The sequence below is a fragment of the Burkholderia alba genome, from assembly GCF_034721475.1.
Taxonomy (GTDB): Bacteria; Pseudomonadota; Gammaproteobacteria; order Burkholderiales; family Burkholderiaceae; genus Burkholderia; species Burkholderia alba.
Window position 1 is genome coordinate 132,130 of record NZ_JAWJWL010000019.1, and the last position, 16,538, is coordinate 148,667.

Here is a 16,538-nt window from a genome sequence, read left to right on the forward strand (position 1 = left end):
GACTCCCCGACACCCGCATGAACATCATCGAACCCGGCATCCGCAACCTCGCGCTCGCGAAGGACATCCTGCTCACGCCTTACGGCCTGGACGAAAGCCTGCTGACGCGCACGCTCGCCGACATCTTCACGCACCGGGTCGACTACGCCGACCTGTACTTCCAGGCGACCCGCAGCGAAGCGTGGAGCCTCGAGGAAGGCATCGTCAAGTCGGGCAGCTTCAGCATCGACCAGGGCGTCGGCGTGCGCGCGGTGGCGGGCGACCGCACCGCGTTCGCGTACTCCGACGACCTGTCGCCGGAAGCGATCCGCCAGGCCGCGGCCGCGACCAAGGCCATCGCCCAGGCGGGCGGCGGCAAGCGGAAGATCCAGGTCGCGTCGACGCTCAAGGGCATCTCGGGCCGCGATCTGTACCTGCCCTCCGATCCGCTCGCGTCGCTCGACGCGACGGCCAAGGTGAAGCTCCTCGAACGCGTCGAGCAGATGGCGCGCAGCCGCGATCCGCGCATCACGCAAGTGATGGCGGGCCTCGCGGGCGAATACGACGTCGTGCTGGTCGCGCGCAGCGACGGCGCGCTGGCCGCCGACATCCGGCCGCTGGTGCGCGTGTCGGTCACGGTGATCGCCGAGCAGAACGGCCGCCGCGAGATCGGCTCGGGCGGCGGCGGCGGCCGCTTCGACTACGGCTATTTCACCGACGAGGTGCTGTCGCGCTACGTCGACGACGCGGTGCACGCGGCGATCGTGAATCTCGACGCGCGTCCCGCGCCGGCGGGCGCGATGTCGGTGGTGCTCGGCTCGGGCTGGCCGGGCGTGCTGCTGCACGAGGCGATCGGCCACGGCCTCGAGGGCGACTTCAATCGCAAGGGTTCGTCGGCGTTCGCCGGCCGGATCGGCGAACGCGTCGCGGCGAAGGGCGTGACGGTGGTCGACGACGGCACGCTGCCGAACCGCCGTGGCTCGCTGAACATCGACGACGAAGGCAACCCGACCCAGTGCACGACGCTGATCGAGGACGGCATCCTGAAGGGTTATATCCAGGACACGCTGAATGCGCGCCTGATGAAGATGCCCGTCACCGGCAACGCGCGCCGCGAATCGTACGCGGCGCTGCCGATGCCGCGCATGACCAACACCTACATGCTGAACGGCGACAAGGATCCGCAGGAAATCATCGAATCGGTGAAGCACGGGCTGTACGCGGTGAATTTCGGCGGCGGCCAGGTCGACATCACGAACGGCAAGTTCGTGTTCTCGGCGTCCGAGGCGTACATGATCGAGGACGGCAAGATCACCTACCCGGTGAAGGGCGCGACGCTGATCGGCAGCGGTCCGGAATCGCTGAAGTACGTGAGCATGATCGGCAACGACATGAAGCTCGACACCGGCGTGGGCGTGTGCGGCAAGGAAGGCCAGAGCGTGCCCGTGGGCGTCGGCCAGCCGACCTTGCGGATCGACCGGATGACGGTCGGCGGCACGGCCTGATTGCAGCTCAGCGCAGATAATTCGCACGAATCGAACAAGATGTGCGGATTGTCCGCATTTTTGACCCCACCGGATTGCCAGCCGGCCGCCGGCGGGGTATAAAGTGCAAATCACTTTTTCGACGAACCGAACCACCGTCATGTCCGCCAAGTTTTACTTTTACTTTTTTTGGTATCTCAGACCGCTGGCGGATCGAGAGGAGTGATGGCGCACCAAGCGCAAACGAAATTCCTGAAAAACCGCCGGCGAACCCGGCGGTTTTTTTTCGCCCTGCCGATCCGCGCCGACCTGACGGCGCCGCCGTCGACAGACCGCTCAACCGAATTCACGCATCCGCATTGTTGAATTGACCGAATAGCCGCACCCGCTCCGACCGGGCGGCGCACCGAACCTGGAGAACAAGCATGCCCCCGCACAACACCGACGACGTCCGTATCCGCGAACTCAAGGAGCTGACGCCGCCCGCTCACCTGATCCGCGAATTCGCCTGCACCGAGACGGCGGCCGAGCTGATCTACACCGCGCGCCAGTCGATGCACCGGATCCTGCACGGGATGGACGACCGCTTGATCGTCATCATCGGGCCGTGCTCGATTCACGATACGAAGGCGGCGCTCGAGTACGCGGGGCGGCTGGTTCACGAACGCACGCGCTTCGCGGGCGAGCTTGAGATCGTGATGCGGGTGTACTTCGAGAAGCCGCGCACGACGGTCGGCTGGAAGGGGCTCATCAACGATCCGCACCTGGACAACAGCTTCAAGATCAACGACGGCCTGCGCACCGCGCGCGAGCTGCTGATGCATATCAACGAGCTCGGCCTGCCCGCCGGCACCGAATACCTCGACATGATCAGCCCGCAGTACATCGCCGACCTGATCTCGTGGGGGGCGATCGGCGCGCGCACGACCGAATCGCAGGTGCACCGCGAACTGGCGTCGGGCCTGTCGTGCCCGGTCGGCTTCAAGAACGGCACGGACGGCAACGTCAAGATCGCGGTCGACGCGATCAAGGCCGCGTCGCAGCCGCACCATTTCCTGTCGGTGACGAAGGGCGGCCATTCGGCGATCGTGTCGACGGCGGGCAACGAGGACTGCCACATCATCCTGCGCGGCGGCAAGACGCCGAACTACGACGCCGAGAGCGTGAACGCCGCGTGCAGCGACATCAGCAAGGCCGGGCTTGCCGCGCGGCTGATGATCGACGCGAGCCACGCGAACAGCTCGAAGAAGCACGAGAACCAGATCCCGGTCTGCGCGGACATCGGCCGTCAGATCGCGGGAGGCGACGAGCGGATCGTCGGCGTGATGGTGGAGTCGCATCTGGTGGCCGGCCGCCAGGACCTGCAGGAAGGCTGCGAACTGACCTACGGCCAGAGCATCACCGACGGCTGCATCGACTGGAACGACAGCGTGAAGGTGCTGGAAGGCCTCGCGGAAGCCGTGAAAGCGCGCCGCGTCGCGCGCGGCAGCGGGAACTGAGCGGCGGGCCACGCCCGCCCCACGGTGACGACGGCACCCCGGCTCGATCCAGGGGTGCCGCCTTCGACTGCCTCGCGTCGACTCGGGTACCCCGCGTGCCCGCCGGTCGGCAACCCCATTCACTGCGCCCCGCGTCGGCGCGGCTCGATCACTCGATCGCGCCCGATCCGAAAATCTCGGTGTGCACGCGCGCCGGCTCGACGCCCAGCGCGACGAGCGCATCGCGCTGCGCCTTCATGAACGCGACCGGACCGCAAATGTAGTAATCGGCATCCGCGACGAACGCGTGCTGCACGACCCGCTGCGGCGTCAGGCGCCCTTCCTCGTCGTGGTCGACGCCCGCGCGGTCGTGCGGCCCGACGAGTTCGTAGAACACCTTGCGCGTGACGTTCGGATGCCGTGCGGCCAGCGCGTTCAGCCATTCGCGGAACGCATGCGCGCGCCCGCTGCGACACGCGTGCACGAAGCGCACCTGGCGGGTGCTGCCGGCTTCGGTCAGCGCCGCCGCCATCGACACCATCGGCGTAATGCCGACCCCCGCCGAGATCAGCACGACCGGCGTCGCGGCCGTGCGATCCAGCGTGAAATCGCCCATCGGCGCCGTCACTTCGACGATCGCGCCTTCGTCGACCCCGTCATGGAGCAAGGTCGACACCTTGCCCGCCGGAATCTCCTCGCCCTGCCCCGCCTCGCGCTTGACCGAGATCCTCAGCCACTTGCCGTGCGGCGCGTCGGAGAGGCTGTACTGACGCGGCTGATCGACCCCGAGTTCGCCGACGAAGCGTTTGACCGTCACGTACTGGCCGGGCTCGAACCCGGGCGCGGCGCCGCCATCCGCCGGACTGAGGTAGAACGACGTGATCCCGTCGCTCTCGCGCACCTTGCCGGCCACCTTGAACGGCCGGTAGCCGCTCCATGCCGCGCCTTCGTACAGGTTGGCCTCGGCGCCGATCAGGATGCTCGCCAGTTGTCCGTAAGCGACCCGCCACGCGTCGAGCGTCGGCTGATCGACCGCGTCGCCGAGCACCTCGACGATCGATGCCAGCAAATTCTCGCCGACGATCGGGTAATGCTCCGGCCGGATATTGAGGCTCGCATGCTTGTGCGCGATCCGCGCCACCGCGCCGCTCAGCACGCCGAGGTTGTCGATGTTCGCCGCATACGCGTACACCGCCTTCGCGAGCGTTTCCGGCTGGCTGCCCGTCTTCTGGTGGGTCTGGTTGAAGAGATTGCGCAGCTCCGGATGCCGGCCGAACATCCGTTGGTAGAAGTGTTTCGTGATGGTCGCGCCATGTTCGGCGAGAACCGGGGCGGTGGCTTTCACCCGGGCCATCTGGTCGGCTGTGATCTGGGTCATGATTCGTCCTCCGTTAAACATGCTGAAACAATACATCTTTAACGACACGACTCACCCTGGTCAAATTGTCGCATCTCGAAATAGCGCCGGATCCTGCCCGCCGGCGCATCGGCGCTCAATCCGGGCGGGCGCGCTCCCACAGCACGTCGCTGCCGCCGGCGGCCCGGTTCAGCACGCGCGCCAGCACGAACAGCAGGTCCGACAACCGGTTCACGTATTGACGCGGCGCAGCATCCAGCGGCTCCTGCTCGCCCAGCGCGACGATCGAACGCTCCGCGCGCCGGCAGACGGTACGGCAGACGTGCGCGAGCGCCGCGCCGCGCGCGCCGCCGGGCAGGATGAATTCCTTCAGCGGCGACAGCCGCGCGTTGTAGTCGGCGAGCCATCCGTCGATACGCGCGAGGTGCACGGCGGCGATCACCCGGTGACCCGGGATGCACAGCTCGCCGCCCAGGTCGAACAGGTCGTGCTGGATCGTCGCCAGCGCCGCGCGGACGTCGTCCGGCAGCGGCTCCGCGAGCAGTACGCCCAGGTTCGAATTCAGCTCGTCGACGTCGCCGATCGCGGCGATCCGCGCGTCGGTCTTGCGTACCCGGCGCCCGTCGCCGAGGCCGGTGGTGCCGTCGTCGCCCGTGCGCGTGGCGATCTTGCTGAGGCGGTTGCCCATGTGTGTCCCCGTGATGGAAGCCGCGCCGCGCGGCGAATCCCCATTATCGCAGCGGCCGGCGAGGCTGGCGGCGGGCTTTCCAGCGTAGAATGATCCGGCCGCCTCGACGCGGCGCCTGCATAAGAGCTGTACAGGAGACTTGCGTGAATCACCCCGCCCCGCCGGCCCCGTTGCGCCGCCCATTCCCCGCCGCCCTGCTCGCCGCGCTCGCGGCCGCCTTCGGCACGCGCGTGTCGACGGCGGAAGCCGTGCGCATCCAGCACGGCCGCGACGAATCGCCCTTCGATCCTCAGCCGCCCGACGCCGTGGTCTTCGCGCGCAGCGCAGACGAAGTCAGGCAGGTGGTCCTGCTGTGCGCGCAATACGACGTCCCCCTGATCCCGTACGGCGCGGGCTCGTCGCTCGAAGGCCACCTGCTCGCGGTACAAGGCGGCGTGTCGCTCGACGTGTCCGAGATGAACCGCGTGCTGTCGATCGACGCCGAGGATCTGACCGTCACGGTGGAGCCCGGCATCTCGCGCAAGACGCTCAACGACGCGCTGCGCGACACCGGCCTGTTCTTCCCGATCGACCCCGGCGCGGACGCGAGCATCGGCGGGATGACCGCCACCCGCGCGTCCGGTACCAACGCCGTGCGCTACGGCACGATGCGCGAGAACGTGCTCGGCCTCACCGCCGTGCTCGCCGACGGCCGCGTCGTCAAGACCGGCACGCGGGCCCGCAAATCGTCGGCGGGCTACGACCTGACACGGCTGTTCGTCGGCTCGGAAGGCACGCTCGGCGTGATCACCGAGATTACGCTGCGCCTGCATCCGCTGCCCGAAGCGGTCTGCGCCGCGGTCTGCGCGTTCCCGTCGATGAGCGCCGCCGTGCGCGCCGTGATCGAGACGATCCAGATCGGCGTGCCGATCGCGCGCGTCGAGTTCGTCGACGCGCTCGCGATCCGTTCGATCAACCGCCACGCGAACCTGACGCTCGCCGAAGCGCCGACCCTGTTCTTCGAATTCCACGGCACCGAAGCCGGCGTCAAGGAGCAGGCGGAACTGGTGCAGGCGCTCGCCGCGCAAAACGACGGCAGCGGCTTCGAGTGGGCAACGCGCCCCGAGGACCGCACCCGTCTCTGGTCCGCCCGGCACAACGCGTTCTTCGCGATGCTGCAGCTGAAGCCCGGCTGCCGCGCGGTCACGACCGACGTGTGCGTGCCGATCTCGAAGCTCGCCGCCTGCGTCGAGGAAACCGAGTCCGACCTGCGCGCGTCGTCGCTGCCGTGCCCGATCGTCGGCCATGTCGGCGACGGCAACTTCCATGTCGCGATCCTGATCGATCCGGCCAAGCCGGCCGAGCTGGCGGAGGCCGAGACGATCAACCAGCGGATCGTCGAGCGCGCGCTGCGGATGGGCGGCACCTGTACCGGCGAACACGGCGTCGGATTGCACAAGATGCGCTTTCTGGCCGCGGAGCACGGCGACGTCGCGCTCGACGCGATGCGCGCGATCAAGCTCGCGCTCGATCCGCGCAACCTGATGAACCCCGGCAAGATTTTCACTGTCGGCGAATGACCGGCCACCGCCCGGGCGCGCGAGCGGCCGGGGGATGCGCCGCAAGGCTGCCCGTCCAGGAGGAGACATGAACGCCCCCGCCGCACTGTCGGCCGACATGCGCTCGCAACGCCAGCGCGAAGTCGTGCAGGCGCTGATGGCCGTGCTGCCGACGCACTGCCTGCTGTATCGCGAGGAAGACACGGCCGCGTACGAATGCGATGCGCTGTCCGCATACCGGCGGTTGCCGCTCGCCGTCGCGCTGCCGGAAACCGAATCGCAGGTGCTGCGGATCGTGCAGATCTGCCGCCGCCTGGATGTGCCGATCGTCCCGCGCGGCGCCGGCACGAGCCTGTCGGGCGGCGCGTTGCCGATCGCGCACGGCGTCGTGCTGTCGCTCGCGCGCTTCACGCGGATCGTCGAAGTCGATTCGTACGCCCGCACCGCCACCGTCCAGCCCGGCGTGCGCAACCTCGCGATCTCCGAGGCCGCCGCGCCATACGGGCTCTATTACGCACCCGATCCCTCGTCGCAGATCGCCTGCACGATCGGCGGCAACGTCGCCGAGAATTCGGGCGGCGTCCACTGCCTCAAGTACGGGCTGACCGTGCACAACGTGCTGCGCGTGCGCGCGGTGACGATCGACGGCGACATCGTCGAGTTCGGCTCGCTCGCGCTCGACGCGCCCGGCCTCGACCTGCTCGCGGTGACGATCGGCAGCGAGGGCATGTTCGCGATCATCACCGAGGTCACGGTGAAGCTGATCCCGAAGCCGCAGACCGCGCAGCTCGTGATGGCGAGCTTCGACGACGTCGTGAAGGGCGGCGAGGCGGTGGCCGCCATCATCGCCGCGGGTATCATTCCGGCCGGCCTCGAGATGATGGACAAGCCCGCCACGCGCGCGGTCGAATCGTTCACCCATGCGGGCTACGACGTCGACGCCGCCGCGATCCTGCTGTGCGAATCGGACGGCACGCCCGAGGAAGTCGCCGAGGAAATCGTGCGCGTGACCGCCGTGCTGCGCGAGCACGGCGCGACCCGCATCCAGGTGTCGCGCAACGAGAGCGAACGGCTGCGCTTCTGGTCCGGCCGCAAGAACGCGTTCCCGGCGGCCGGCCGCATCTCCCCCGACTACTACTGCATGGACGGCACCGTGCCGCGCCGCGCGATCGGCCCGCTGCTCGCGCGGATCGAACAGATGGAGGCGCGCTACGGGCTGCGCTGCATCAACGTGTTCCATGCGGGCGACGGCAACATGCATCCGCTGATCCTGTTCAACGCGAACGATCCCGACGAACTGCACCGCGCCGAGGCGTTCGGTGCGGACATCCTCGAAACCTGCGTCGAATTCGGCGGCACGGTGACGGGCGAACACGGCGTCGGCACCGAAAAACTCAACTCGATGTGCGTGCAGTTTTCGCCGCCGGAGCGCGACGCGTTCTTCGCGGTCAAGCGCGCGTTCGATCCGCCCGGGCTGCTCAACCCGGACAAGGGCATTCCGACCCGCGCGCGCTGCGCCGAATACGGCCGGATGCACGTGCGCGGCAGTCTGCTCCCGCACCCCGACCTGCCCCGCTTCTGATCGGGAGGACTAGGGATAGTCGGGATGTGCGATCGCACCGCCCCGGTACAATCGACCGAACGCACCGAACGTATAACGAGAATGAACGTCATGGAAGAGGACGACATCGTCGCAGGCTGGGCCGAGCGCATCCGCGAAGCCAGCGCGGACGGCCGCGCGCTGCGGATTCGCGGCGGCGGCACGAAAGACTGGTACGGCCAGACGCTCGAGGGCGACATCCTCGAGACGCGTGCCCATCAAGGCGTCGTGTCCTACGACCCGGCGGAACTGGTGATCACCGCGCGGGCGGGTACGTCGCTCACCCAGCTCGAAGCCACGCTCGCCGAACACGGTCAGATGCTGCCGTTCGAGCCGCCCCACTTCGGGCGCGGCGCGACGTTCGGCGGCGCGATCGCCGCCGGTATCGCGGGGCCGCGCCGCGCGACGTCGGGCGCGCCGCGCGATTTCGTGCTCGGCGCCCTGCTGATGAACGGGCGCGGCGAAGCGCTGCAGTTCGGCGGCCAGGTCGTGAAGAACGTCGCCGGCTACGACGTGTCGCGGCTGCTGGCCGGCTCGCTCGGCACGCTCGGACTGATCCTCGAACTGTCGGTGAAGGTGCTGCCGAGGCCGGTCGCCGAAGTCACGCTGAAGTTCGACATGAGCGCGACCGACGCGGTCCGCAAGCTCAACGAATGGGCGGGCCGCCCGCTGCCCGTCAGCGCGAGCGCCTGGCGCAACGGCACGCTGGTCCTGCGGCTGTCGGGCGCGGAAGCCGCGATCAAGAGCGCGAAGATGACGCTCGGCGGCGAAGTGGTCGACGCGGTCGAGGCCGAGCGCTTCTGGGAAGGCGTGCGCGAGCAGAGCGATCCGTTCTTCGCCGGGATTCCGCCCGGCCATGCGCTGTGGCGCCTGTCGCTGCCGTCGATCACCGAGCCGATGCACCTGCCCGGTTCGCAGATGATGGAATGGGGCGGCGCGCAGCGCTGGTGGATCACCGACGCCGACGCGCAAACGGTCCGGATGAGCGCGAAGCAGGCGGGCGGCCACGCCACGCTGTTCCGCTCCGGCACTGCCTACGACCGCAGCGCGGGCGTGTTCACGCCGCTGCCCGCGCCGCTGCTGAAAATCCACCGCGGCCTGAAGGCGGCATTCGATCCCGCGCGCATCTTCAACCGCGGCCGGCTCTACCCCGATCTCTGAGTGCGCGATGCAGACCAACCTCGCTGATTTCATCCGCGGCACCCCGGACGGCGACGAAGCCGAAGCCATCCTGCGCAAGTGCGTGCACTGCGGCTTCTGTACGGCCACCTGCCCGACCTACCAGTTGCTCGGCGACGAGCTGGACGGCCCGCGCGGCCGGATCTACCTGATCAAGCAGATGATCGAAGGCGCGCCCGTCACGCGCAGCACGCAGCAACATCTGGACCGCTGCCTCACGTGCCGGAGCTGCGAGACGACCTGCCCGTCCGGCGTGCAGTATGGCCGGCTCGTCGAAATCGGCCGCAAGCACGTCGAAGCGAAGGTACCGCGCCCCATATCGCAGCGCCTGATGCGCCGCGCGCTCGCGAGCTTCGTGCCGAACAGCACGCTGTTCTCGCCGGTGATGCGGCTCGGTCAGCAGGTCCGCCCGCTGCTGCCGAAGCGGCTGCGCGACAAGGTGCCCGCGCGCACTCGCCTGCTCGACTGGCCGGACGCGCAGCATCCGCGCAAGATGCTGATGCTGGCCGGCTGCGTTCAGCCGTCGATGCTGCCGAACATCAACATCGCGACCGCGCGCGTGCTCGACGCGCTCGGCGTGCAGACCGTCGTCGCGCCCGAAGCCGGCTGCTGCGGCGCGATCCGCCTGCATCTGAACTATCACGCCGACGCGCTCGACGACGCGCGCCGCAATATCGACGCCTGGTGGCCGCACGTCGAGCAGGGCGCGGAAGCGATCGTGATGAACGCGTCCGGCTGCGGTGCGACGGTGCTCGAATACGCGCATCTGCTGCGCGACGATCCGGCGTATGCGGACAAGGCACGGCGCATCGTCGAACTGACGAAGGACGTCTCCGAACTGCTCGCCGGATTCGAGGCGGAGCTGGCCGCGCTCGCGCGCCGGCGGGCGGTGCACACGGTCGCCTACCACCCGCCCTGCACGCTGCAGCACGGCCAGCAATCGCGCGGCAAGGTCGAGCGGCTCCTCGAGGCGCTCGGCATCGAGGTGCGCCTGCCCGCCGACAGTCACCTTTGCTGCGGATCCGCGGGCACCTACTCGCTGACGCAGCCGTCGCTGTCGTACAAGCTGCGCAAGCAGAAGCTCGCGAAGCTGCACGCGCTCGAACCGCAGATGATCCTGTCGGCCAATATCGGTTGCCTCGCGCACCTCCAAAGCGGCACGCCGCTGCCGGTCGCGCACTGGATCCAGCTCGTCGAGCATCTGCTGTACGGGTGAGCCCCACGCCGCGCGCCGCCGCAAGCGGCGCGCGCACAGTCCGTATAATTCCAACGATCCGCCGCCGCGCCGCGGCACCTTCGCCCGACGCTTTCCGTCCGCTCCGCCATGTCCGATCTCGCCGCCCGCCTCGCCTCCGTCCAACGCCGCATCGACGACGCCGCGCGCGCGGCGGGACGCGAGCCCGGCGCCGTCGAACTGCTCGCCGTCTCCAAGACCTTCCCCGCCGCCGACGTGCGCGCCGCCCACGCGGCCGGCCAGCGCGCATTCGGCGAGAACTACGTGCAGGAAGCGCTCGACAAGATCGCCGCGCTCGCCGACCTGCGCGGCGGACTCGAATGGCATTTCATCGGACCGCTGCAGTCGAACAAGACGCGCGCCGTCGCCGAGCAGTTCGACTGGGTGCATTCGGTCGACCGGCTGAAGATCGCGCAGCGCCTCGCCGAGCAACGTCCCGCCCACCTGCCGCCGCTCAACGTCTGCGTGCAGGTGAATATCAGCGGCGAGACGTCGAAGAGCGGCGTTGCCCCGGAGCAGATCGCCGACGTCGCGCGCGCGGTGGCCGCGCTGCCGGCGCTGCGCCTGCGCGGGCTGATGGCGATTCCCGAACCGGCGGACGACGCGGCCGCGCAGCGCGCGCCGCACCGCGCGCTGCGTGCGCTGTTCGACCAGCTGCGTACGCAGGGTCTCGCGCTCGACACGCTGTCGATGGGCATGTCGGCCGATCTCGAAGCGGCCGTGCTGGAAGGCGCGACGATCGTCCGGATCGGCACCGCGATCTTCGGTACGCGTGACTACTCGCACTGATTTCCCCGATTCCTCTCAACCGACCTTCATCATGAAAATCGCATTCATCGGCGGCGGCAACATGGCGGCCGCCTTGATCGGCGGCCTCGTCAAACGCGGCATCGCGGCGAACGGCCTGTATGCCGTCGACGTGAACGACGACGTGCGCCGGCGCGCCGAAGCGCAATTCGGCATCCGTACCGGCGCGGCGGTCGACGCCGCGCTCGCCGGCTACGACGCGATCGTGCTCGCCGTGAAACCGCAGGTGCTGAAAGACGTCGCGCAAGCGCTCGCGCCGCATCTGACGTCGCGGCCACTCGTCATCAGCATCGCGGCCGGCATTCGCGGCGCGGATCTGTCGCGCTGGCTCGGCGACTACCCGCGCGTGGTGCGCACGATGCCGAACACGCCGGCGCTGATCGGCATGGGCGTGACGGGCCTCGCGGCGCTCGCGGGCGTCGACGCGGCCGGCCGCGATCTGGCCGCGCAGGTACTGGGCGCGGTCGGCCAGATCGTCTGGTTCGACGACGAAGCGCAGCTCGACGCCGTCACCGCGATCTCGGGCAGCGGTCCCGCCTACGTGTTCTATTTCATCGAAGCGCTGCAGGAAGCGGCACGACGGCTCGGCATGAACGACGCGCAGGGCCGCGCGCTGGCGGTCGCGACCTTCACCGGCGCGGCGCAACTCGCCGCGCAGTCGGGCGAGCCGGCGAGCGTGCTGCGCGAGCGCGTGACGTCGAAGGGCGGCACGACGGCCGCGGCGCTGGCGTCGTTCGACGCGCAGGGCGTCAAGGAGGCGATCGTGCGCGGCGCGCTGGCCGCGCAGGCGCGTGCCCGGGAAATGGGCGACGAGCTGGGCAACGCGTGAGCGCACGCCCGGCCGGGTTGCGCATGGCAGCGCTCCGGCCGGGCAGTCAGCGCGTAACCGTGCGTGCTGGCGCAATGAATAGGCAGGCGCGCGCGCCCTGAAGCGCCCGCTCGTTCCACCACGAAGTCAAGCGACCGAACCCGATCGCGGTCGGGCCTGCCGCACCGGCGCGAGGCAGACGCGGCCGTAGCCGTTCGGCGGCAATCTGCGGCGCCCAAGACGGGGCTCCCCGCCCGCTCCATGAAAAACACCCCGGGGAAACGGATTGCCGTCCGCCCCTTGGGGTGTCGGTGTCGATTCGGAAGTCACGAAACTCATGCGCCGGCTGGACGCCGGCGCGCGTCAGAAACTCGCCGCCGCGTAATGCGCGGCAATCCCCGCGAACAACACGCCGCCCAGCCAGTTGTTGTGCTTGAACGCGGCGAAACACGGCATCCGCTCGCGATCCTTGATCAGCGTGTAGTGATAGATCGCGCACCCTGCCGCCGCCGCCCAGCCCAACCAGTACAGCGGGCCGAAGCCGAGCGTGACGCCGAGCCACACGTAGATCGCGAACATCGCCGCGTAGCAGAGCATGATCGCCAGCACGTCGTAGCGGCCGAACGTGATCGCCGATGTACGTATGCCGATCTTCAGGTCGTCGTCGCGATCGACCATCGCATACGCGGTGTCATAGGCGATCGCCCAGAACACGTTCGCGGCCAGCATCGCCCAGCCGATCGCCGGCACCGTGTCCTGCACGGCGGCGAACGCCATCGGAATGCCGAACCCGAACGCAATCCCGAGATACGCCTGCGGAATCGCGAAGAAGCGCTTCATGAACGGATAGGTGCCGGCAACCACGACCGCCACCACCGACAGTTCCTTCGTCAGCGTGTTGAGCGGCAGGATCAGCAGGAACGACACCAGCGCGAGCCCCACCGCGATCGCCACCGCCTCCCATGCGTGGATCTTGCCGGACGTGAGCGGCCGGTCCGCGGTGCGCTTCACGTGGCGGTCGAAATCGCGATCCGCGTAGTCGTTGATCGCGCAGCCGGCGGAACGCATCAGCAGCGTGCCCACCGCAAAAATCACGATGTACGACAGCGGCGGATGGCCGTTCGATGCGATCCAGAGCGCGTTGAGCGTGGGCCACAGCAGCAGCAGGCTGCCGATCGGCTTGTCCATTCGGACAAGCCGCAAGTACAGGGGAAAGCGGGCGAGCATGGGAGCAGGCGACATATCGCGGGGAAGATAACCCCGGCATTGTAGAACCGCGCGGCGCGCGGGGCAAAACCGAGAAGGGCGCTAATCGGCGTCCTTTTCCGGCCCGATTTTTTCCACTACCGCGTCTTCCGGCTGCAGCGGCCGGCCGCCATGCGTACGCGGCGCCATCGAGACGATCGGCCGGCCGCTGCGGCGCTCGACCATCGGCGCATAGGGCTCGCCGGGCGCGAACAGATGCGCCTCGCCCCATTGCCGCAGCGCGACGATCACCGGGAACAGCGCCCGGCCCTTGTCCGTCAGCACGTATTCCTGATAGGCGGAGCCGTCCGACGCGGGCGCCGCGGCCAGCACGCCGACGTCAACCAGCATGCGCAGCCGGTCGGTCAGCATGTTGCGCGCAATCCCGAGACTGCGCTGAAATTCGCCGAACCGGCGCGCGCCGTCGAAGGCATCGCGCACGATGAGCAGCGACCAGCGGTCGCCGACCACGTCCACGGTGCGTGCGACCGGGCATGCGTCGCCGCTCATGTCTCTACGTTGTGCCATACCGGTATCGATCGTCGATGGAACGCGGCAGAGGTCGGCCGCGCAATTTCATTGGTTTCATTTTAAAACTATAAACGGGGAATGCCAAAGCCCGGGCAAGCGGCTCGCGCAGCCGGCGTCGCCCGAAAGCGAACGAGCCTCCCGGCTCGATCGTCGGACGGCTCGTGGCGAGGATCGCGGGCGGCGCGCCGGCCCAAGCGGCACAACGCCGCCGGCAGCGACCGCGCGCTTACGCGAGCAGCGAACGCAGCATCCACGCCGTCTTTTCGTGCGTCTGAAGGCGCTGCGTCAGCAGATCGGCGGTCGGCTCGTCGCTCGCGGCATCCGCGGCCGGGAAAATCGCGCGCGCGGTGCGCACGACGGCCTCATGGCCTTCGACCAGCTGGCGGATCATGTCTTCCGCGGCCGGCACGCCGTCCGCTTCGGGGATCGACGACAGCTTCGCGAATTCGCGATAGGTGCCCGGCGCGACGACGCCCAGCGTCCGGATCCGCTCGGCCACCTGGTCGACCGCCAGCCAGAGTTCGTTGTACTGCTCCTCGAACATCAGGTGCAGCGTGTTGAACATCGGTCCCGTCACGTTCCAGTGAAAATTGTGCGTCTTCAGATACAGCGTGTACGTATCGGCCAGCAGGTGCGAGAGACCGTCCGCGATCTTCTTGCGATCCTTGTCGCTGATGCCGATGTTGATCTGCGTTGCGTTGCCCTTCTTGGCCATCTTGCGGACTCCTTGAGATAAGTTGAACCGGCGAAAATGCGTCGAACTCACGGCTACCGTCCCGACCGGCGGGGACGCTCGAGCCTGCGAAGTGTAGCGTAGACGCGGCCCGCGCTCTTTCTCGCAACGAGGTCGCGCGACGAAAAACCGCACCGCGCGGCGCTCAGACGCCCTGCATCTTCGCCAGATGCTGCACCAGTTGCGCGACGATCACGGCCGCGCCGCTGCCGGCCACGGCAAACCCCAGCGCGCGGCGCAACGCCGCGGCCGGCAGTGCGTGGGCGGCAAGCGCCTGCATCTCGAGTACTCGTTGAGTCATGATCGTCACTCCTTCAAATGCGCGGGACGCGCGCCGCGCCCCGCTGCCGGGTAGCGCGGCCCGGAGGCCGCGCCGGTTCGTTCCGAGCCGCCGCGCTTACTTCGCGAGCGCCCGGATCGCCGCCTGCACGCCCGCCGCGTAAGCCGGATCGGCCTTCGCGAAGTGCTCGAGCGCACGCTCCACGATGTCCTGCGGCACGCCGTCGATGTGGCGCGCGATGTTCGCGAACAGACGCTCGCGCTGCGCCGCGTCGAACAGGCGGAACAACGCGCCCGGCTGGCTGTAGTAATCGCCGTCTTCACGGTGGTCGTAGTGATCGACCGCCCCCGCCGCCAGCACCGGCTCGAGCGCATTGCGATCCTGCGCGAAAGCGCCGAAACGGTTCGGTTCGTAGTTCACCGCGCCGCCCAGGTTGCCGTCCGTGCGCATCGCGCCGTCGCGGTGAAACGAATGAACCGGGCAGCGCGGCGCATTCACCGGAATCTGGTGATGGTTGACGCCGAGCCGGTAGCGCTGGGTGTCGCCATACGAAAACAGCCGGCCCTGCAGCAGACGATCCGGCGAGAAGCCGATGCCGGGCACGACGTTGGCCGGCGTGAACGCCGCCTGCTCGACGTCCGCGAAATAGTTCTGCGCGTTGCGGTTCAACTCGATCGTGCCGACGTCGATCAACGGATAGTCGTTGTGCGGCCACACCTTGGTGATGTCGAACGGGTTGTACGGCACCTTCGCCGCATCCGCCTCCGGCATCACCTGAATCCGGAACGCCCACTTCGGGAACCGGCCCTGGTCGATATGCGCGATCAGGTCGCGCTGCGCGCTTTCCCGGTCGCCCGCCACGACTTGCGCCGCTTCACCGTCGGTGTAGTTCTCGATGCCGTTCAGCGACTTGAAGTGGAACTTCACCCAGAAGCGCTCGTTGTCCGCGTTGTAGAACGAGAACGTGTGCGAACCGAAGCCGTGCATCTGCCGGTAGTTCTTCGGAATGCCGCGATCGCTCATCAGAATCGTGACCTGGTGCAGCGATTCCGGATGACGCGTCCAGAAATCCCAGGCGGCGACGTTGTTGCGCAGGTTCGTGTACGGGTCGCGCTTTTGCGTATGGATGAAATCCGGAAACTTGAGCGGATCGCGGATGAAGAACACCGGCGTGTTGTTGCCGACCACGTCCCAGTTGCCTTCTTCCGTGTAGAACTTGATGGAGAAGCCGCGCACGTCCCGCTCGGCGTCGGCCGCGCCGCGCTCGCCCGCCACCGTCGAGAAGCGCATGAACAGCGGCGTTTCCTTGCCGACCTCCGCGAACAGCGTCGCCTTCGTGTACGTCGAGATGTCGTGCTCGACCTTGAGCGTGCCGAATGCGCCGGAGCCCTTCGCATGCACCCGCCGCTCGGGAATCACTTCGCGGTCGAAATGCGCGAGCTTTTCGAGCAGCCACACGTCCTGCAGCGCCACCGGTCCGCGCGGGCCGGCCGTCAGCGAATTCTGATTGTCGGCAACGGGCGCGCCCGCGGCGCTGGAGAGTTTCTTGTTGTCAGTCATCCTGTGCTCCTGATAAGGCTGGGTGGCGAAACGTCAA

General features: G+C 68.2%; 15 protein-coding genes. 8 read left to right on the forward strand and 7 right to left on the reverse strand.

Annotated elements, in window-relative coordinates:
- The first annotated feature begins 17 nt into the window (after positions 1-17).
- Positions 18-1,484 carry a metalloprotease TldD gene (gene tldD / locus RZR99_RS21685; RefSeq protein ID WP_323121829.1) on the forward strand — a complete coding sequence of 489 codons (1,467 nt, stop codon included), beginning with the start codon at positions 18-20 and terminating at the stop codon, positions 1,482-1,484.
- Between the two features lie 404 nt (positions 1,485-1,888).
- The gene (gene aroG / locus RZR99_RS21690; protein ID WP_323121830.1) at positions 1,889-2,962 is read left to right on the forward strand and encodes a 3-deoxy-7-phosphoheptulonate synthase AroG; all 1,074 of its coding nucleotides are present in this window, start codon (positions 1,889-1,891) and stop codon (positions 2,960-2,962) included.
- A 148-nt stretch (positions 2,963-3,110) separates the two neighbouring features.
- On the opposite strand, the gene hmpA is transcribed toward aroG, so the two are convergent.
- Positions 3,111-4,319 (reverse strand): NO-inducible flavohemoprotein, encoded by a 1,209-nt coding sequence (gene hmpA / locus RZR99_RS21695; protein WP_323121831.1) that lies wholly within the window; start codon positions 4,317-4,319, stop codon positions 3,111-3,113.
- 115 nt (positions 4,320-4,434) lie between these two features.
- Positions 4,435-4,986, reverse strand: coding sequence for a cob(I)yrinic acid a,c-diamide adenosyltransferase (locus RZR99_RS21700; RefSeq protein WP_323121832.1), 552 nt, complete (start codon positions 4,984-4,986; stop codon positions 4,435-4,437).
- 143 nt (positions 4,987-5,129) lie between these two features.
- On the opposite strand from RZR99_RS21700, the gene RZR99_RS21705 reads away from it, so the two are divergent.
- From RZR99_RS21705 to proC, 6 genes are all read left to right on the forward strand, one after another.
- Positions 5,130-6,545: an FAD-binding oxidoreductase gene (locus RZR99_RS21705; protein WP_323121833.1), complete on the forward strand. Its 1,416-nt coding sequence runs from the start codon at positions 5,130-5,132 to the stop codon at positions 6,543-6,545.
- 67 nt (positions 6,546-6,612) lie between these two features.
- Positions 6,613-8,106 (forward strand): FAD-linked oxidase C-terminal domain-containing protein, encoded by a 1,494-nt coding sequence (locus RZR99_RS21710; RefSeq protein ID WP_323121834.1) that lies wholly within the window; start codon positions 6,613-6,615, stop codon positions 8,104-8,106.
- 90 nt (positions 8,107-8,196) lie between these two features.
- Positions 8,197-9,285, forward strand: coding sequence for a glycolate oxidase subunit GlcE (glcE, locus tag RZR99_RS21715; protein WP_323121860.1), 1,089 nt, complete (start codon positions 8,197-8,199; stop codon positions 9,283-9,285).
- Positions 9,286-9,292: 7 nt separating this feature from the next.
- Positions 9,293-10,519 (forward strand): glycolate oxidase subunit GlcF, encoded by a 1,227-nt coding sequence (gene glcF / locus RZR99_RS21720; protein WP_323121835.1) that lies wholly within the window; start codon positions 9,293-9,295, stop codon positions 10,517-10,519.
- Between the two features lie 108 nt (positions 10,520-10,627).
- A complete protein-coding gene (locus tag RZR99_RS21725; protein ID WP_323121836.1) occupies positions 10,628-11,326 on the forward strand; it encodes a YggS family pyridoxal phosphate-dependent enzyme in 699 nt (232 codons plus the stop codon).
- A gap of 31 nt (positions 11,327-11,357) precedes the next feature.
- Positions 11,358-12,173 (forward strand): pyrroline-5-carboxylate reductase, encoded by an 816-nt coding sequence (proC, locus tag RZR99_RS21730; protein ID WP_323121837.1) that lies wholly within the window; start codon positions 11,358-11,360, stop codon positions 12,171-12,173.
- A gap of 342 nt (positions 12,174-12,515) precedes the next feature.
- Here the strand turns inward: proC and ubiA are convergent, their stop codons facing one another.
- The 5 genes from ubiA to RZR99_RS21755 all read right to left on the reverse strand — a co-directional run bounded on the left by ubiA (position 12,516) and on the right by RZR99_RS21755 (position 16,501).
- Entirely contained in the window at positions 12,516-13,379 is an 864-nt protein-coding gene (gene ubiA, locus RZR99_RS21735; protein ID WP_323121861.1) for a 4-hydroxybenzoate octaprenyltransferase, read from the reverse strand.
- 81 nt (positions 13,380-13,460) lie between these two features.
- Positions 13,461-13,925: a winged helix-turn-helix transcriptional regulator gene (locus RZR99_RS21740; RefSeq protein WP_323121838.1), complete on the reverse strand. Its 465-nt coding sequence runs from the start codon at positions 13,923-13,925 to the stop codon at positions 13,461-13,463.
- Between the two features lie 229 nt (positions 13,926-14,154).
- Positions 14,155-14,643, reverse strand: coding sequence for a non-specific DNA-binding protein DpsA (gene dpsA, locus RZR99_RS21745; protein ID WP_323121839.1), 489 nt, complete (start codon positions 14,641-14,643; stop codon positions 14,155-14,157).
- Positions 14,644-14,806: 163 nt separating this feature from the next.
- On the reverse strand, positions 14,807-14,962 hold the full coding sequence (locus tag RZR99_RS21750) for a hypothetical protein (protein WP_323121840.1): 156 nt from the start codon (positions 14,960-14,962) through the stop codon (positions 14,807-14,809).
- Positions 14,963-15,058: 96 nt separating this feature from the next.
- Positions 15,059-16,501: a catalase gene (locus RZR99_RS21755; RefSeq protein ID WP_323121841.1), complete on the reverse strand. Its 1,443-nt coding sequence runs from the start codon at positions 16,499-16,501 to the stop codon at positions 15,059-15,061.
- Positions 16,502-16,538 lie beyond the last annotated feature (37 nt).